Below are 17613 nucleotides of genomic sequence, written 5' to 3'. Positions count from 1 at the left end.
TGGTCAGATCAGAAGCGGTAGTTTACGCCCGCAAAGTAACGGCGGCCGAGGATGTCCCCGTGGTACAGCGTCGGATAGGACGGGCCCTCATCGAAGATGTTGGTCACACCGGCGCGCAGCGTCAAGCCTTCCCGAACCTCATAGAGGCCGGACAGCGAGTGAACATAGTTGGCGTCAATGTACGGGTTCGGATTGTTCTCGATGGTGGCATCCGGCAGGGCCAGAACATTGTCGAGATAGTCCATCTGATAGCTGATGCGCAGCGGGCCATTGGCATAAGCCGCGTTGAGGCGGGCCGTCCAGTCGGGGCGTTGCACGGTATTATCAGAGCGAACGAAGGTCGTTCCCGTCACCGAGGTTGTCAGCTCGGCCATATGCGTCGCCTCGAAGCCAAGCGTGACATTGCCTGTCGCGCCGCTGAAGAGGTCGTTCACGTCAAAGCCGTAATTGAGGTAGTAGACTTCGCCGCGGAACTTGATCTGGCCCGCATTAAACGTGGTGGTGCGGCCCGTTGCGGTCGTGCCCGCCGGGTTGGAACCATCCGCCGTCTGAAGGCGCGTGAAGGCCGAGCAGATGGCCGCTGGCTGCGGGGTGCTGTCATAGCAGGTCGCCATGAAGTCGGCCGTGGTGAAGGCCGAAAGGCCGTCCGTCAGGTCGATCTCGATCCGGTCAGCCGCCACAGTCAGTCCCGGCACGATGAAGTTGTCAAACACCACGCCGAAGGTGGTCGTTTCGGAAACTTCGTTGGCCAGATCCGGGTTGCCGCCAGTCAGAACGCTGGTCACCGTGAAGTTCTCGGCAGGGTTCTGGAAGGTCGCCAGGTTGCCATATTGCGGATTGGCGGCCCACTCAGCTTCACAGTTGGCGCGGCGCACGGCAGGGTTGGGCCCCGAATTGATGCGGTCAGCATCGCAGGGGTCAAATCCGCCATTGGCGATGATGGTATTCTGCGGCGCAAACAGCTGCTCCAGCGTGGGTGCACGGAAGTTCCGGCTGCGGGTTACACGGAAGGTCAGGCCATCAGTCACCTGCCAGCGCGAACCGGCGCTCCAGACGGACTCTTCACCCGCGATGGAGTTGTCCACCATGCGGTAGGTGCCGCTGAAATCCAGCGCTTTCACGCCCGGCAGGGTCAGGTCACCGCCGAAGATCGGCACGAGCACTTCTGCCGAATATTCGTTGGTGTTGTATTTGCCCGAGCTTTCGGTCTGCACAGCGCCGGTGCCCACAAGGCCCTGCTGGTTTGCCAGGAAGGGCGTGTAGGTGGCTTCTTCGCGGCGATGCTCGTAGGCCAGCACCAGATCCACCGCGCCGGCCGGCAGGGTGAACAGCTGCGTGCCGATGGTTGCCAGCAGGTCCACCTGCTCGTTGGCAAACTCGAAACCGCTCCGTGCCGAGACATATTCCGACGCAGCCTGGCTGATATTGCCTGCGCCGAACGGGTTCAGCGGCGCGCAAGCCGGATCATCGTTGGTGGTGATGGCGTCGGCATTGACGGCGCAGACAATGTCGCCCGCGCCGTTGCGCACGGCGTTCACCGCCTTGTTGAACTTGGCGAAGTCTGCCTCCCAACGCCCCTGCTCGCCGCGCACATCGGCAAAGCTTGCCGATGCGGTCCAGTAGAAGTTGCGGCCAGCCGCATCAAAATCGCCTTCAAGTCCACCCAGAACGCGCCAGGTCGTGGTCTCGTTCTCCTGAAGATTGCTCGGGAAAAGATCGTCATAGAAGTGGCGGGAGAGCCACAGCCCGCCGCCCGAAGCGAAGGCCGGGCTCGCTGCGCTCAGCGTATCGATGGCCGACTGGCTGAGGAAGGGGTTGGCATTGGTGAAGCGGATGGCGCCGGAAGTCACGCTGGTCTGGTTGAGCACCGAGCGCGCATAGCCTTGCGGCACGCTTTCGCCATTTGTCTGGGCATACAGCACTTCGGTATTGAAGCGCAGATTGTCGGAGATGTCGTAGTGGCCAATGAGGTTGCCGGTGAAGCGCTCAACGCCTGTCCGCAAGCCGGCGAGGTCAGAGTAACGCGTCCCCTGACCACCTTCCGCAAACGGAATACCCAGGATGTTGCCCGGATCGTAGGAAACGACAGAGCCGTCCGGCGCAAACTGCGCAGGCGAGCCGCCCACGCTGGTGAGGAAGTTTGGCGGCGGCGCGGGCGTGCTGAAGATCACGCCATTGCCATTGTGGTTCCAGAAGTAGGCGGGAATGATTTCGCGCAGTGATGAGATGCCATCATTCGGACCGGTGTCCGCCGGGTTGCTCTGCGTAATGCGAGAGCGGTTGGAGGCTTCAAAATCGCTGAAGCGCGCAACCGGCGAAGATGACATTTCGAGGTTCACGGCAATGTTGCCGCGGTCATTGTCGAAGTTCTGGCCAGCCGTTATCCGGCCGCTCCACTGTTCGAAATTGCCCTGCTCGGTGTCGCCATATTGCAGGTCGAGTTCGAGGCCCTCGAAATTGTCCTTCAGGATGTAGTTCACAACCCCGGCAATTGCGTCAGAGCCATAGACGGCCGCGCCGCCTGCCTGAACCACCTCGATCCGGTCGATCAGGCCGGTCGGAATGATGTTGGCGTCCACCTGCGCGTCGCCCAGACCGCTGGAGGTCGTCGCAAACCGGCGGCCGTTTACCAGCGTCAGCGTACGGCCGGTGCCAAGGCCGAAGAGTTCCGGATACTGCTGGCCCGAGCCGGAGTTGGAGCCGTCGCCAGCTGCCTGGTTGAGCTGCGGACGCAGCGAGGTGATCTCGTTCAGCGCGTCACCGGCGCTGATCAAGCCGCGCTCTTCGAAGGCAGCGCTGCCGTAGGTCACCACCGGCGCGGGCGTGGAGGCGACATCACGGCGGATACGTGAGCCGGTGATGACCACCGTTTCCAGCGTCGCTGTGGCATCCTCTGCCGCCGGCACGGTTGCCGCCGGCTCATCTTCCTGCGCGACCGCAAGCGGCGCCACCAGGGCAGACGCTATGGCGGCCAGAGCACACGTATTCAACAGGCTCTTCACGATCACATTTCTCTCCATCGCTGATCTCCGACCCGAGCCACGCTCCCCTTCCAGCCCCTCAATGGCGCTGGCTGCTGCACGGCTTTTCGTTGGATGTCACGCTAGGAAATGGATGACGGTTTTTTTATACTATTTGCGACACGGCCACCCCGGCTTGTGCAACAACTATTCTCCAGCGCCCGGCTGGGGAATATTTCTGCCAGCGCGGTTAATTGCCCTTCCGGGTGTTCCGTACCCGAAGGTTGAGGAAATAATAAACGATACCGAGCAGGGCCCACCCGCCCAGCAGCAGATAGGGCCGCCAGTCGGCCGAAATGCCGAGCAGGATGATCGCCGCGCCCAGAAAGATGCCAAATCCCGCCAGCGCATAAACCATGCCGGCCGGCAGGCTGAACGAGGCTGCTTCGCGCAATTCCGGCTCGCGCCGGCAAAGGCCGATGGCCGAAAGGCAGGTCGCCGCATATTTGAGAATGGTCGGGATATTCACCGCCAGGAACAGGAAAACCAGGTTCTGCGGCATGAACAGCCCCAGGCAGCAGAGGCCGAAGGCAAGGTAAACCGCGTTCTGCGGCACGCCGCGCGCCGCATTGGTCTTCGCCAGAAAGCCCGGCAGCATCCCGGCCCGCGACATCGCATAGAGAAACCGCGTCATGATCACGAAGGTGGCATTGATCGAGCTGCCGATGGCCACAAAGGCGCAGATCAGGATCAGCCACTGCCCGTTATTGCCCAGCGAGATACGCGCCGCGTCCAGCAGCGGCGCAGAGGACGCTGCCAGCGCATCGCCCCCCAGAACACCCAGCGCAATCACCGCGACCGACAGGTAAACCGCCGCCGTCAGCGCCACGGAAATAGCGATGCCCAGCGGAATGTTCCGCCGCGGATTGCGCACTTCCCCGCCCACTTCCGTCGCGCTCTCGATGCCGAGGAAGAGGGAAATCAGTAGCGGAATCGCCGCAAAGATGCCGATCAGGCCCTTGTCCGCAAACGGAATGAAATTCTCAGGCTCCACATGCCCTGCCCCGCCAAACACGAACACAGCGCAGGTGGCCAGCAGGATCACCAGCATGATCGCCTGGCTGCGCGCCACAAAGGAAACGCCCGCCAGATTGATCAGGAACACCGCTGCAAAAATGCCGAACATCACCAGCTTTGACGGCAGCGCGATGACCGCTGACATGTAGGAAACCAGCACCATGGTCAGCACGATCAGCGCCGCCGTGCTGCCGGCGATCCGCATCCAGCTGATGATGAAGCCGGCAAAGGGATGCACAAAGCGGCGCGGCCATTCAAACGAGGCCCCCGTTGCCGGGGCCGCCGCGCCCATGAAGGAATAGATCAGCGCAAAGACGATCATCGGGATGATCGCGATCAGCATCGACACGAGCATCGCCGGCCCGGCCACCGCCGCCGCCGGCGCTAGGATCGAGAAGATCGATACGCCCACCGCCGTGCCCAGCCCCAGTGATACAACGCCGAACAGGCCGACATTGCGCTTCAGGCCATCGGCAGCGGGCGGGGCATCGGACATCGGTTTTCCTTCAGGCACTATGGCGCTTCTGGCCGTTTGCGCGATACTCGGCAAGCCCGCGCGACAGGCGGCCCAGCCCCTCGGTCAGCCGCTCCGGCGGCAGGCCATAGCCGATGCGCAGATAGCCCGGCGCGCCGAAACATTCGCCCGGCACCACCACCACGCCATGCTTGGCCGAGAGCCATTGCGACAGGCTGCGCGTGTCTTCCACACCGACCAGCTGCGGAAAGCAGGTACAGCCCAGCAGCGGCACGCCGGTCTGGATCAGCCCCTGCTCTGCCATCTCGCTCAGCGCGGTTGCCGCAATCGGCCGGGCCGTCGCCATCATCTCATTGCGCCAGGCGTCAAACTTGTCTGCCCGCGCCAGCACTTCGGCGGCCACACAATGCGACAGGCGCGAGACGTTGAAATCGGCCCGCTCGGAATAGTCCCGCAGCCGGCGCAGCAGGTGGCGCCCGGCAATGATCCATCCGCAGCGCAGCGTGCTCAAGCCAAAGATCTTCGTGAGGCTGCTGATGCGCAGCACATTCTCATGCTGGCGGGGGTCCAGCCCCGGCCCGGCAGTGCCCAGATAGTCCCGGTACACCTCATCCAGCAGCAGCAGGACGCCCCGCGCCTCCAGCGCGCGGGCCAGCTCGGCCAGCGTCTCATCGCTGACATAGGCCCCGCTCGGATTGTGCAGGTTGGTCAGCACCACCATGCGCGTATCCGGCTGCAAGGCATCCAGCACGCCCTCGACAGAAATGCCGAATCCGGGCGCCTGGCGCCGGAAGAAATCGGCCTCCACGCCCACATCCCGCGCCATGTTGGCAAAGATGTCAAAGCCCGGCGTCTCCACCAGAATGCGGTCTCCCGGCGAGAGCAGTCCGGTATAGATCATCGAAACGGCGGTGGTCGCCCCGGTCGTGCAGAGGATGGACTCTTCGGGCACGCCATAGCGCGCCGCCAGACGCTCGCTGATATCCGGATTGTTCCGCATAAAGACGCTTTTATAGGAATCCGGAAACCCGTCGCGGAACGCATTGCGGATCACTTCGGCCAGCATGTCGACCGGCTCGGGAACAGAGCTTTCAAACAGAGGCACGGTCCCCGGCGTACCGGACCGCATCAATGTGATCATATCCCTCACCCAATGGGCAAAGCTCAGGACGTTTTCGTTGGAACCATCAGATGCGTCCACTGCGTTCTAATCCTTACCCTTTGAATCTGTTATGGTCCCTGACGCGTGCAGCCATTGAGGGCGCGCGCCGCCAGAGCGTTGCCTGACATCTGACAGGCAGCCGAAAAATTGTTTATGCAAAGGCCAGCGCGGCCAGCGCCTCCAGCGCATAGATGTTCTAGCCCGCGCCAGCTGCCCCATCCTGTGCTGCAGAAAGCCCCCGCGCCCACGGCGATCAGCCCGGCAGGCCGCTGGCAAAGCAGGCTTCGGGCGCCACGCCCTCCACGCGCACCCAACGCATGCCGTCAAAGCTTTCCCCGTCCACCTCGATCGGCGCCGGCGCCCCGCGCACACACGCCCCAAAGGCATCGGTGGCCGGATAGATCACCTGCCCGTCAATGTGCAGCGCGCGGACGAATGCTTCCTCCTCGGCGCCGAGTTCTGCCGACACAAAATCGCTCCAGGCCTCAAGGGTAAGCTGGATCTCGCCGCGCTGACGCAGCGCAAACACTTCGCGCACCAGCATGTCCAGCGTCCGCGTCCCGCCGCTTGTTGCGCGGATGCGCGCGTCCAGATCGGCGAAATAAAGCGCGCCCCGCTGATAGGGCGCATGGCGCACGCGCCCGTCACTGAAGCCCACCCGGCCAATCTCGAGCGCAGGCATTGCCCGGGCCGGATTGGAATAGTACCGGTCGGTGAGGCCATTCAGCCCGCTGATATAGTCCTCAAGAGAAATGCGCCCCGCCCGGAAGGGCACGGTGTATTCGTAATAGGTGGTCAGCCCTTCGGAAAACCAGTTGGTGAGGGCATGTTCGCCGCTCAGCCCGCCCACCCACATATGGATCATCTCATGCGCCAGGGTGGAGCGGGGCGATTGCCCGCCCATTTCCTCAGGCCGGGCCGGCCCGCGCGACAGCATGAAGGAATTGGCCAGCGCCGTTGCCCCGCCATAAGGCTCGGTGTCGAGCTGGCGCAGGAACACGCGGTAATCCGGCGCCGGATCAAGATAGGCGAAGAACTCCCCGAAATAGTCGTAAAGATCCTTGGCATACGCCATCTCTTCGGCCACATCGAACGGGAAATTGCCCAGCCAGTAAGCACGGAAATGTGTTTCTTCTTCCGCAGGCGGATATTGCCCGGCAGGCCCCGCCATCAGCCAGCCCTGCATCAGAGCGGCGGGGGGGCCATTGACCTCAACACGTCCCTCTCCGAACGTGGTAACCCCCACCGCTCCCGGTCCGAACTCTGCCAGATCCCAATCGAGATAGGACAGGTTGGACTCTGAATTGACGGGCACGATCATATAGCCCGCGCCCGCGCCGCTCACGCCGCCTGCTGACGGCCGAATTCCAAAGGCCGGCCCAGCTGGTCCTCCCTCAGGCTGGACAAGCGCTCTATAGGAAATGTCGAGAGGGTATTCGACATCCCGCGTCGCCGTCCAATGCCGGAAATATGGGAAGCCTCCGGGCACTGGATCGTCCTGCTCAAGGGTAAACTCGACCGGGCCGGCCCCGTCTGTCACGCGCAGATCACGGATACGGTCCGCAACGCCCATGACATTCACGTACACAACCGGCGCTGACAGCTTCAGCCGGGTTTCCCCGCCCTTCAGCCCGCCATGCAGCCGCGACGTAACGGCGATGGCTTCCACCGCGCCGCCCTCGTCCAGCTCTGGCCGGAGTGTGATCTCATAATAAGCTTCCGGCTTCGCCTCAGGCGCGGCCACGGCTGCGTCAGGCGCGCACTTGCAGGCCGCCAGCGCGATCAGGCCGCAAAGCGCCATGCCGGCAACCCGTCCGCGCGCCTGCAAAATCCCGAACCAGGCAGCGTCTGCCATCGAAAGCCTCAACTCATTCTTCAGGGTCAACTTTCTGCAGGCGGGGCAGAATAGTCCTTTCGATATTGCCGCCGAATACTGCCCCTCCGCATGAATGCCCCGCCATGGGCGCGCTGCCGGGATAGATTTTTCCGTTCCGCCCCTCGCGCTCTTTCATTCGATTAAATCTCCCCGGCAATGCCTGTAGGATTACGCCAACCCTGCCGACCGAGGACCCCGCCGCATGATCTCCGCCCGCCCCGACCGCTCGCTCCTCGCCGCCGCCGCGCTGCTGATCGGCTGCCTGCTGCCGTCCACCTGCGCCGCCCGGCCCGCGCCCGCTGCCGAGGCGCAAGCCGCCGCGCCTGCCGATATGGAGATCGCCCTCACGCCCCGCCGCCCCACCGGCGAAAAGGTCGAGGCCATCGACATCACCCTGCTCATCCGCGAGCCAGCGCTCCAGCCCGGCGACACCTTCCTCTCCATGGCCATCGTCCGCGTCATGGCCCCCGGCGCGCTCAAGCATCCTGAGACGCTGGTTGCCGAAGACGCCGCCGGCGCCCTGCCGCTGACCATCGAGGAAGACCCCGTCGACCCCTCAGATTTCCGCCAGGACCGCCGCTGGATCGCTGCCCGCGCCAGCCAGGGCGATGTCACCGTGCGCTACACGATCGAGCCGCGCGTGATCACCGCCGCCACCCGCCCCGGCCCGCTGATCGACACCCGCACCGAGCTCACCGGCTTCTATGGCGCGGGCAACACCATGCTCGCCCTGCCCGTCTCCGGCTGGCCGCGCAAGGTTGCCCTCACCTGGGATCTTTCAGAGCTTGAGCCCGGCGCCCGCGCCGCCTCCAGCCTTGGCGAAGGCAATGCCACCGCCAGCGTCACCGCCCAGAACCTAAACAACACCTTCTTTATGGCCGGCCCCCTGCGCAGCCAGCCCGAGGACGGCTCCGGCCCGTTCGTCACCTACTGGATGACGCCTGCCGCCTTCGACCTTGACGGCGCCGCCGACTGGACGCGCCAGGCCTACGATTATTTCAACAGCTTCTTCGGCGCCAGCGACACGCCCTTCCGCATCTTCATGCGCACAACCGAGCGCTTCCAGGGCGGCGGTGGCGGCGGCTTCAACTCCTTCATCTTCGGCACCGTCGACGGCGAAGACCGTGATCCCGATGAAGTCCGCGGGCTCCTCGCCCATGAAGCGCTCCACCATTTCGTGCGCGGCTATGGCGATGGCGGCGGCGCGGGTGGCCAGCAATGGTATTCTGAAGGCGTGACGAACTACTACACTGTCCTCCTGCCCTACCGCGCCGGCCTCACCAGCCTCGATCACTATATCGACGGCTTCAATGGCTACGCCAAATCCTATTACACCAATCCGCAGTCAAACCTTTCCAACGCCGAAGTCACCCGCCTCTTCTTCTCCGATGGCAATGCCCAGATCGTGCCCTACAATCGCGGGCCGCTCTACATCGCCCTCCTCGACGCGCAGATCCGCGCCGCCTCCGGCGGAGAGCTTCGCGTGGACAATCTGATCTTCGACTTTCTGGAAAGCGGAAAGGACGCTGCAGACGGCGTTGCCCTCTGGCATGACCTTGTGGGCATCTATCTCGGCGAGGCTGGCCAGGCCGGCTTCCGCGACATGATGGAAGGCGCGCCGCTTGATCTGCCGTCAGACCTTTTCGGCCCCTGCTTCACCGCCGAAGACCGTATGCTGCAGAACTTCGTCATCGGATTCCGTCCCTATAAGGATGAAGACGGCCACACCCGCGCCGGTCCCATCGTACCGGGTACTCCCGCCGAAGCCGCCGGCATTCAGCGCTTTGACCTGATCGAGAACCCCGAGACCCTTGAGGCCGCCAGAGACGCCGCCCCCGGCACGCCGGTCACCCTCACCCTCCAGCGCGAAGGCGCCGCCCCCTTCACCATCACCTACACCCCCTGGACGCCCCCGCGCCCCGGCAAACAATGGGTGCGCACCCCCGTTCCGGAAGAAGACTGCAATCTCTGAGGTCCACGCCCGGCCCTGAAACGCAAAACCCCTCCCGGGCCAGGCCAGGGAGGGGTTTTTTGCGTCTCCGCAGATCAGAGAATGGTGCGGTCGAGAAGACTCGAACTTCCACGGGTTGCCCCACAGCGACCTCAACGCTGCGCGTCTACCAATTCCGCCACGACCGCACACTGGTATTCTCGAGGCAGACGGGCCGTATAAGGCGGTCATTCGGCTTTGTGAAGCCCTGAAAAACGCCTATATCGCACCGGCCATGAAGAATTTTCCTCCCGTCGAATGGGCCGTCTCTGACGCCCCGGTGCCTTACGAGGCCGCCCTTGCCGCGATGGAGGCCCGCGCCCGCGCCATCCGGGATGAAAATGCCCCGGAGCTGCTGTGGTTCCTGGAACATCCCCCCCTCTACACCGCCGGCACATCGGCCCGCATCGAAGACCTGAAAGACCCCGCCCGCTTCCCCGTTTACGATGCCGGGCGCGGCGGCCAGTACACCTATCACGGCCCCGGCCAGCGGGTGGCTTATGTGATGCTCGATGTCGGCGCGCGCGGCCGCGATGTCCGCGCCTTCGTCGCCAGCCTGGAAGCCTGGATCATAGAGGCGCTCGCCGCCTTCAATGTCGAGGGCGGCATGCGCGAAGGCCGCGTCGGCGTCTGGGTCGACCGCACAGAGCCCGGCGGCCCGCCGCGGGAAGACAAGATCGCCGCCATCGGCGTGCGCCTCAAGCGCTGGGTCAGCTTCCACGGCATCTCGCTGAACGTGGAGCCGGAGCTCGACCATTTCACCGGCATCACCCCCTGCGGCATCGAAGACCCCCGCTACGGCGTCACCAGCCTCGCCGGCCTCGGCCGCATCGTCTCGATGGCAGAAGTGGACATGGCCCTGAAAGCCGCCTTCGAGGGTGTCTTCGGCAGCGAACTGATCCGGATGGAAGCGCCCCTCTAGCCCCCTCTCCCCAAGGAGAGGGGGCTAGAGCCCGCGCTGCGGGGTCAAACCCCGCGCGCAATCTCCTCAGGCGTCATATGGCTGCCCGTACGGAATTTGCCTTCCCCGCCATTGGGCAGGCGCGCCACATACATCAGCGACCACAGCATCGCCCCGAAGGAAGCAAGCCACCAGATCGGGAAGGCCATCCCCATGCCGGCCTGCATGGCCAGCTGGCGCTCGCTCATCTGCATCATCGCGGCCCGGCGCGGATCGCGCGCTCCGCCGCCGCCTGCCGCAGCCGTCTGCGTGTCCTTGGACGCGGCGTCTTCGCCCTCTTCCTCTTCGCCCTTCTTCTCCGCGCGTGTTTCCACCGCTTCGGAATTGGCGGGCGAATGCATCTGCCGGTATTGCGCCGCGCCTGCCTGCGTGCCCAGCGCATAGGCGATCAGCCCCAGCAGCAGCGGCACCAGCACGATCACCGCCATGAAGGCCGACCGCCCCGCTTCCGTCAGCCTGCGGACATGCACCACGAATGAGGTATATTCCGTCAGCAGCGTAAACAGCGCGAACGGCAACAGCACCGCCGGCACGGTAAACAGCATGAGGTTCACAGGCTTGTTGAAGCCATCGCTGCTCACCCCGGCAATCCCCGCCACGAAGGCGATGAAACTCGGGATCACATACAGCAGCAACCGGCCCATGAACATCAAGGTCCAGGCCCGCGTGAAGTGCAGCTTGTAGGTCTTGCCGAAGGGATTGAAGAGGGTCTGCCACCAATTCATGTTTTCCGGCGCGTCGCGCGCGTCACGGATCCAGGGGCGGTGCGGGTCAACGGCGCCGGCGGTATATTCCATGGCTGGTCCTCGTCTTTTAAGGGGCGGGCGTCAGGAAGAACGGCTGCCGGTCGTTGGCGGGCCGAAGCGATTGGGTTTGGGGTCGGATTTCAGGCTGTAGGCGACATAGCCGGTCAGGCCGCTGGCAATCAGGAACGACAGGATGTTGGGCACGGCCGACAGGCGGGAGAACTCCTCCACCTTCGCGCTCAGCGCCGCCTGATCCACGCCCTCGGGCGCCAGCATGGCGTTCACCAGCTCCGTGGACAGCTCCATCGCGCCCGGAACCATCAGCTGCATCAGGATGCCGCCCACCACGGCGTTCACCACCAGCCAGCCGGCCAGGAACAACAGCCACAGCCAGGCGCTTTGCCCGGCATCATGCAGGCGTTTGGCGAAGACGCAGATATACGGAAACACCAGCGCATATTGCAGCACATTGACCTGCGGCCCGGCGATCACCGTCAGCGTCTGGATCGCCACCATCACCCCCGTCAGCACAATCAGGCCCCGCGCAAAGTCGCGCGGGCTCGACCGGCCCTGGGGATCAAAGAAAATCTGGCGGAAATCCATGCGGTCTACTCTGTCCCTTCAGGGGCTGGTTTTAAGAAACGCTACGTCGCCCTTATCAATAAACGATAAAGGCACGCAACAAAAAAAGCCGGGCGCCCCCGCCCGGCTTTCTCTGGAAGTCGCGTTGCCCAGGATCAGGCAAAGATGTCGGCATTGCCCGCGCCCGGATTCTTCGGATCGGGGCCATACTTGTTCGGACCCACCGTGCCGGGGATACAGCCGATCACGATCTGAGCGATCGAGGCCAGGAAGTTGATGAACGGGATGAAGCCCGCAATCACGAGGCCGAGATAGATCCAGCCGGTCTGGTTGATGTCATGCAGCCGGCGCACGAACAGCGCGATGCTGGGAATGATGATCGCCAGCGCATACAGGCCAATGATCCCGATGAACACAAAGCCCAGCGGCCCCATCGCCCCAGTCTCCGGGTTAAATCCGCCAAGCGTCAGCATGAGGATCGCGAGCACCGTCATCACCAGCGCATTGAACAGCACCACCCACCAGTATTCCGACCGGCGCGAACGCCCTTGGAAATCGGTATAGCGCGCGAAAAACATTTTTACGGCGTCAGGAAAACTAACCATCGAAGAATATCCCCTTGTCGATGTTGGTTGAGCTAAAGTCGGATCAGACGAAAGTAGAAGAGGCGCCCGCCGGGCCGGGGCCATACTGGTTGTCATTCGGATCGGTCTTGAACAGGCCCATCACGGCGCCCACAACGCCGGTGACGATCAGGGAAGAGACGAGGCTTGGAATAAGCTGCGCCTGCGCTGCCGCCTTCGAAGCTTCCATCGCCACGCTCATCGCAGCAGCGGGATTTCCACTGGCAGCGGCCTGCTCAATCTGGCGCTCCATGTCTGCCTGCAGGGCGGCCTGATCGACCCCGAACAGGCCCGGCAGGAATGCTGCCAGAACAAATGACACAACGATTGCCAGTAGGACCATCGCCACCGTCAGCCAGCCCGTCTTGCCCGCATCATGGAAGCGTTTCACATGCACCGCGATCCACGGCCAGATGAACAGGATACCCACGAATCCCAGAAACGGCGAAACGAATGCGCTGATAACATTCAGTACAGCGCTGATACCGAACAGGATGATCACAGCGCGCCAGTAGGTAGGCTGATCGATCCGCCCATTGGGGCTCAGATAAAGTTCCATGGAACTGTCCCTTCTATGTCCGGCAACGGATCAGGTTGCCGCCCGTGTAGAGTGACGGCCCGTCCATGGGAAAAGTCCCCTGCCGCCACGTCAGCAGGATTACCAGACCAAACCGGTTTAGGAAACTTTAAGTTCGAGACAGGTGGGGCTCGCCGCTCAGGCGAACTCCACCATGATCTCGTCAGCCGCCACGCTGTCGCCCGCCTTCACATTGATGGCCTTCACCGTGCCGGTTGCGCCGGCGCGGATAATGTTCTGCATCTTCATGGCTTCCACGATGCAGACCGCTTCGCCTTCCTGCACTTCCTGGCCAATCGACACATCCATTGACACAACCAGCCCCGGCATCGGCGAAATCACCAGCTTGGAGGTATCCGCCTTCGGCTTCTCCGGCAGGCGGCCATGCAGGTCGGCCACAAACGGCGTGCACACCAGCGCGCGCAGCGCCACGCCGCGATGACGGAAGAGATAGCCTTCCGTCCGGTCGGCAAACTTCACGGCAAACGGCTTGCCATCCAGCACGCCTTCCAGAAGGTGCTGCCCCGGCTGCCAGGACGTGACGAGGCTGTGCGCCTTGCCGCCATTGACCGTGATCTGAGCTTCCCCGTCTTTGCCGATATCGATCGTCACGGGATGATGCTTGTCGCCCAGGATCACCACCCAATCCTTGCGGATGGAGGCGGCCGGCGACGACATCTGATCGGAAATCTGCGCCGCGCGGCGCGAGAAGAAGGCATGCACATAGGCCGCCGAGCAGATCAGCATCGCTTCCTGCTCCTTCGTCGGCTCGGTGCCTTCAAAGCCCTGCGGGAACTCGTCCTTGATATAGGCCGTCGTGATATTGCCCGAGCGGAACCGCTTCTCGTCCACCACCGCGGCGATGAACGGGATATTGTCCTGAATGCCCTCGATATGGAACCGGTCGAGCGCCTCGCCATGGGCGTCCAGCGCCGCGTCGCGGTCCTTCCCGTGGGTGATCAGCTTGGCGATCATCGGGTCATAGAACATCGAGATCTCGTCGCCCTCGCGCACGCCGGAATCAAGGCGCACTTCCCCGCGCGCCACTTTCCCTTCCGCGGGCGGATGGAAGCGCTTCAGGCGGCCAATCGATGGCAGGAAGTTCCGGTACGGATCTTCCGCATACACCCGGCTCTCCACGGCCCAGCCATTGATCTTGATGTCGGATTGCTTGATCTTCAGCTTCTCGCCATAGGCCACGCGCAGCATCTGCTCCACAAGGTCGACGCCCGTGATCATCTCGGTGACGGGGTGCTCCACCTGCAGGCGGGTATTCATTTCAAGGAAGTAGAAGCCCTTGTCCTTGCCCGAGGCCACAAACTCGACCGTGCCCGCGCTGTCATAGTTCACAGCCTTGGCGAGGGCCACGGCCTGCTCGCCCATCTTCTTGCGCGTCTCGGGATCAAGCAGCGGCGAGGGCGCTTCCTCGATCACCTTCTGGTTCCGGCGCTGGATCGAGCATTCCCGCTCGTTCAGGAAGATGCAGTTGCCATGCTTGTCGCCCAGCACCTGGATCTCGATGTGGCGCGGCTCCAGGATGAACTTCTCGATGAAGATCCGGTCGTCGCCAAAGGAGGCGGTCGCCTCCGCCTTCACCGCCGGGAAGCCTTCTTCCACTTCCTTGTCATTGGCCGCCACGCGGATGCCTTTACCGCCGCCGCCCGCAGACGCCTTGATCATCACCGGATAGCCGATCTGGCGGCTGATCTCGACCGCGTGCGCGGTGTCCTTGATCAGGTCCATATGCCCCGGCACGGTCGAAACGCCGGCTTCTGCCGCCAGCTTCTTGGACGAAATCTTGTCGCCCATCGCGTCGATGGCATGGGCGTTCGGGCCGATCCAGCCGATCCCCTCTTTCTCGAGGCGCTTGGCAAAGCCGGCATTCTCGGAAAGGAAGCCAAAGCCGGGATGGATCGCCTCTGCGCCCGTCTGGCGCACCGCGTCGATGATCTTGTCTTGGACGAGGTAGGACTGGGCCGCCGGCGAGGGACCGATATACACCGTCTCATCGGCCATCTCGACCGCCATCGAGCCAGCATCCGCATCCGAGTAAACGACGACCGTTTTGACGCCCAGGCGGCGGCAGGTCTTGATGACACGGACGGCGATTTCACCGCGGTTGGCGATCAGGATCTTCTTGAACATACGGTCCTTGGCCCCTCGAAACTGTAACAAACCTGTTTCCGTTAAGCCGCCCCCGCCCCCTTGTCCATGCTTGCCCCACCGGCAATTTGCTGCACTGCGCCTTGCGGCCAAACTGCGGCAGACTAAAGCTGCCAGCCGGAAAAAAGTGACGGGAGGGTCAGGTTTATGGGCGGCGCACAAAAATGGCTGCGGGGCATCGGCATTGTTGGCGTTGTCATCGCGCTTATCCTCGGGGCCGGCTGGGTTCTCGTGGGGCCGGATTGGCGCGCCCTGATCGCCCATCCGCCTTCCGGCCGGGATGTTCTCTTCTGGTCGAATGCCCAGCGCGATGCTGCCTTCCGGATGATGGACCACCTGCCCCTGATCATCGAATCGCGGCCCATCCCGCGCGGAGAAACCGTGCGCCCCCTGTCTGAAGGCGCCCCGCTGGACCTTTCAGCGGAAATTGACCTCGACGCCTACCTCGACGCCCAGAACGCCGCCGCCCTCGTTATCCTGCAGGATGGCAAGATCCGTCTCGAGCGCTACGGCAACCGCTTCGCGCCGGAGGGCCGCTGGACCAGCTTCTCGGTCGCCAAATCCCTCACCTCCACCCTTGTGGGCGCCGCCATCGCGGACGGCTATATCGAGAGCCTGGACGATCCGGTGGCGAAATACATCCCGGATCTGGCCGGCTCGCCCTATGATGATGTCACCGTTGCCCAGCTCCTGACGATGACGTCCGGTGTGGCCTGGAACGAGGATTATGAGGACCCCGCCTCCGATGTCGCCCTGTTCGACAAGGCCGAGCCACAGCCCGGCGCGCATGGCATCGTCACCTATATGCGGGGCCTTGCCCGCGCCCACCCCCCCGGCGAGGTCTGGAACTATTCCACAGGCGAAACCAACCTGATCGGCATCCTCGTCAGTTCCGCCACCGGCAAACCCGTCTCCGATTATCTCTCCGAGAAAATCTGGGCGCCCTATGGCATGGAGCAGGACGCCACCTGGCTGCTCGGGCAGGATGGCCACGAGATTTCCGGATGCTGCATCCAGGCCGCCACGCGCGACTATGCCCGCTTCGGCCAGTTCATCCTGGATGGCGGCGTCACCGCCGATGGCCCCATCCTCCCGTCAGACTGGCTGCCCAGCGCCACCCTGAAACAGGCAGACATCGGCGAGGCAGGCTTCGGCTACGGCTTCCAGTGGTGGACACGCGACGACGGCGCCTTCATGGCCGATGGCATCTTCGGCCAGGGCATCTTCATCGACCCTGCCCGAAACCTCGTCATCGCCTCCAACGCCAACTGGACCAGCGCGCTGGGCCTGCGCGACGGCGAATGGCCCGCCCGCGACGCCTTCTACACCGCCGTCCAACGCGCCCTCGACGCCGAAGCAGCGGAGTAGCCCCTCACCTCCCACGCCCTAACGGGCGCGGGCCCCTCCTCTCCCGCAAGCGGGAGAGGGGTTGGGACTTGGCCGCAAGCGCAATGCTAAACCCCTCTCCCTCTGGGAGAGGAGGGGCCCATCGCGCAGCGATGGGAGGTGAGGGCAGCAACGCCCCCTATCCCACACCTCCAGCCCCAGAAACCCCAATCCCTTCAACCCCTTCCCCCAAAACCACCCCCGCCTTATCCACCCCCTCCTGCGCCGTGTTATTCTCCTCGCATGGAAGACGCCGCCCTTCAGCCAACGGATGATCCCGTCTACGTCCTGCTCGAACAGGCACGCCAGCTCATCCTGCGCTTTGTCCATTATATCGACAGCATCTTCGAACGCCTCGGCACCGCCCGGCCCAGCAACGCGCTCCTCCGCAAGCTGACGAGCTACGCCCTCGTCCCGGCTGAAACTGCCCTGCGCCGTGTCGTGCTGATCCTCGCCGCCCACCAGCCCATCCCTGAGCGCCCCAAGCCCCGCGCCCTGCCGGACGCGGCAAAGCCGCCCTCCGGGACCGTCTCACCGCAGAAAGCCGCCCAGCCCCGCGCCCCCGTCTTCAACATGCGAGAGCCCCAGCCCCGCGTGAAGTCAGACCATCTCCCCGCCTCGGAACTGCCGCGCACCCGTGTGCTGACAGATGCTGTTCTCAGCGCGCCGACCGTGCCCGCCGCGCCGCCGCGCGACCTTTCCGCAGGCTTCGCCCGCCGCCTCGCCGCGCTGCATGGCGCCCTGAACAATCCCCATGCCGTCGCTGCCCGCTGGCTGCGCCGCCAGTTCGCCGGCGCCGCGCCCAAGCCCTGCCCCCTCTCGCCCCACCGTATCCCCGGCCTGCGCAGCGCCCTCCCCGGCTCCGAAAAAGAAACCCTCCGCAACCTGACAGACATGGCCTTCAGCTTCTTCGCCGCCGACACTTCCTGACGCGCCGTACCCTGGCCACAATCGATCTCCCCCAGCCTCCCGGCACCCCCGGCGAGGGCGCGATCGCATGTGCCGCGCTCTGCACCCGAAACGAAACGGCCCGGC

The 17613-nt window shown here is 63.8% G+C and carries 13 protein-coding genes and 1 tRNA gene; 4 read left to right on the top strand and 10 right to left on the bottom strand.

Annotated features, from left to right (window positions below; genetic code table 11):
• Window positions 1–8: 8 nt before the first annotated feature.
• The 4 genes from BBF93_RS03860 to BBF93_RS03845 form a co-directional block, all read right to left on the bottom strand.
• Window positions 9–3008 (bottom strand): TonB-dependent receptor domain-containing protein, encoded by a 3000-nt coding sequence (locus BBF93_RS03860; protein WP_233349262.1) that lies wholly within the window; start codon window positions 3006–3008, stop codon window positions 9–11.
• Window positions 3009–3210: 202 nt separating this feature from the next.
• Complete coding sequence (locus BBF93_RS03855) at window positions 3211–4533, bottom strand: APC family permease (protein ID WP_035601919.1); 1323 nt, start codon at window positions 4531–4533, stop codon at window positions 3211–3213.
• A 10-nt stretch (window positions 4534–4543) separates the two neighbouring features.
• On the bottom strand, window positions 4544–5653 hold the full coding sequence (locus BBF93_RS03850; RefSeq protein ID WP_114105025.1) for a pyridoxal phosphate-dependent aminotransferase: 1110 nt from the start codon (window positions 5651–5653) through the stop codon (window positions 4544–4546).
• A gap of 274 nt (window positions 5654–5927) precedes the next feature.
• Window positions 5928–7529, bottom strand: a complete 1602-nt coding sequence (locus BBF93_RS03845; RefSeq protein WP_114105024.1) for a hypothetical protein — start codon at window positions 7527–7529, stop codon at window positions 5928–5930.
• 223 nt (window positions 7530–7752) lie between these two features.
• Between BBF93_RS03845 and BBF93_RS03840 the strand changes: the two genes are divergently transcribed.
• On the top strand, window positions 7753–9522 hold the full coding sequence (locus tag BBF93_RS03840; RefSeq protein ID WP_114105023.1) for a hypothetical protein: 1770 nt from the start codon (window positions 7753–7755) through the stop codon (window positions 9520–9522).
• An 82-nt stretch (window positions 9523–9604) separates the two neighbouring features.
• Here the strand turns inward: BBF93_RS03840 and BBF93_RS03835 are convergent.
• Window positions 9605–9689: transfer RNA gene (locus tag BBF93_RS03835), tRNA-Leu, on the bottom strand.
• A gap of 86 nt (window positions 9690–9775) precedes the next feature.
• Here BBF93_RS03835 and lipB point away from each other — a divergent pair.
• Window positions 9776–10462, top strand: coding sequence for a lipoyl(octanoyl) transferase LipB (lipB, locus tag BBF93_RS03830; protein WP_114105022.1), 687 nt, complete (start codon window positions 9776–9778; stop codon window positions 10460–10462).
• A 44-nt stretch (window positions 10463–10506) separates the two neighbouring features.
• On the opposite strand, the gene BBF93_RS03825 is transcribed toward lipB, so the two are convergent.
• The 5 genes from BBF93_RS03825 to BBF93_RS03805 all read right to left on the bottom strand — a co-directional run bounded on the left by BBF93_RS03825 (window position 10507) and on the right by BBF93_RS03805 (window position 15174).
• Complete coding sequence (locus BBF93_RS03825) at window positions 10507–11298, bottom strand: DUF805 domain-containing protein (protein ID WP_114105021.1); 792 nt, start codon at window positions 11296–11298, stop codon at window positions 10507–10509.
• A gap of 30 nt (window positions 11299–11328) precedes the next feature.
• Window positions 11329–11850, bottom strand: a complete 522-nt coding sequence (locus BBF93_RS03820; RefSeq protein ID WP_035601902.1) for a DUF805 domain-containing protein — start codon at window positions 11848–11850, stop codon at window positions 11329–11331.
• 134 nt (window positions 11851–11984) lie between these two features.
• A complete protein-coding gene (locus tag BBF93_RS03815) occupies window positions 11985–12434 on the bottom strand; it encodes a DUF805 domain-containing protein (RefSeq protein ID WP_035601899.1) in 450 nt (149 codons plus the stop codon).
• Between the two features lie 43 nt (window positions 12435–12477).
• Entirely contained in the window at window positions 12478–13011 is a 534-nt protein-coding gene (locus BBF93_RS03810) for a DUF805 domain-containing protein (RefSeq protein WP_051612785.1), read from the bottom strand.
• Between the two features lie 156 nt (window positions 13012–13167).
• The gene (locus BBF93_RS03805; protein WP_114105020.1) at window positions 13168–15174 is read right to left on the bottom strand and encodes an acetyl/propionyl/methylcrotonyl-CoA carboxylase subunit alpha; all 2007 of its coding nucleotides are present in this window, start codon (window positions 15172–15174) and stop codon (window positions 13168–13170) included.
• Between the two features lie 165 nt (window positions 15175–15339).
• Between BBF93_RS03805 and BBF93_RS03800 the strand changes: the two genes are divergently transcribed.
• Together BBF93_RS03800 and BBF93_RS03795 are read left to right on the top strand one after the other, a co-directional pair.
• On the top strand, window positions 15340–16560 hold the full coding sequence (locus tag BBF93_RS03800; RefSeq protein WP_114105019.1) for a serine hydrolase: 1221 nt from the start codon (window positions 15340–15342) through the stop codon (window positions 16558–16560).
• Window positions 16561–16821: 261 nt separating this feature from the next.
• Window positions 16822–17508: a hypothetical protein gene (locus tag BBF93_RS03795; RefSeq protein WP_114105018.1), complete on the top strand. Its 687-nt coding sequence runs from the start codon at window positions 16822–16824 to the stop codon at window positions 17506–17508.
• Window positions 17509–17613 lie beyond the last annotated feature (105 nt).

Source organism: Hyphomonas sp. CACIAM 19H1, from assembly GCF_003325995.1.
GTDB classification, from domain to species: Bacteria; Pseudomonadota; Alphaproteobacteria; order Caulobacterales; family Hyphomonadaceae; genus Hyphomonas; species Hyphomonas polymorpha.
This window is presented reverse-complemented; position numbering and strand designations above follow the sequence as displayed.

Coding starts and splice junctions, on each gene's coding strand:
- BBF93_RS03855 (WP_035601919.1), bottom strand. CDS start 4,533: ATGTCCGATGCCCCGCCCGCTGCCGATGGCCTGAAGCGCAATGTCGGC.
- BBF93_RS03850 (WP_114105025.1), bottom strand. CDS start 5,653: ATGATCACATTGATGCGGTCCGGTACGCCGGGGACCGTGCCTCTGTTT.
- BBF93_RS03845 (WP_114105024.1), bottom strand. CDS start 7,529: ATGGCAGACGCTGCCTGGTTCGGGATTTTGCAGGCGCGCGGACGGGTT.
- BBF93_RS03840 (WP_114105023.1), top strand. CDS start 7,753: ATGATCTCCGCCCGCCCCGACCGCTCGCTCCTCGCCGCCGCCGCGCTG.
- lipB (WP_114105022.1), top strand. CDS start 9,776: ATGAAGAATTTTCCTCCCGTCGAATGGGCCGTCTCTGACGCCCCGGTG.
- BBF93_RS03825 (WP_114105021.1), bottom strand. CDS start 11,298: ATGGAATATACCGCCGGCGCCGTTGACCCGCACCGCCCCTGGATCCGT.
- BBF93_RS03820 (WP_035601902.1), bottom strand. CDS start 11,850: ATGGATTTCCGCCAGATTTTCTTTGATCCCCAGGGCCGGTCGAGCCCG.
- BBF93_RS03815 (WP_035601899.1), bottom strand. CDS start 12,434: ATGGTTAGTTTTCCTGACGCCGTAAAAATGTTTTTCGCGCGCTATACC.
- BBF93_RS03810 (WP_051612785.1), bottom strand. CDS start 13,011: ATGGAACTTTATCTGAGCCCCAATGGGCGGATCGATCAGCCTACCTAC.
- BBF93_RS03805 (WP_114105020.1), bottom strand. CDS start 15,174: ATGTTCAAGAAGATCCTGATCGCCAACCGCGGTGAAATCGCCGTCCGT.
- BBF93_RS03800 (WP_114105019.1), top strand. CDS start 15,340: ATGGGCGGCGCACAAAAATGGCTGCGGGGCATCGGCATTGTTGGCGTT.
- BBF93_RS03795 (WP_114105018.1), top strand. CDS start 16,822: ATGGAAGACGCCGCCCTTCAGCCAACGGATGATCCCGTCTACGTCCTG.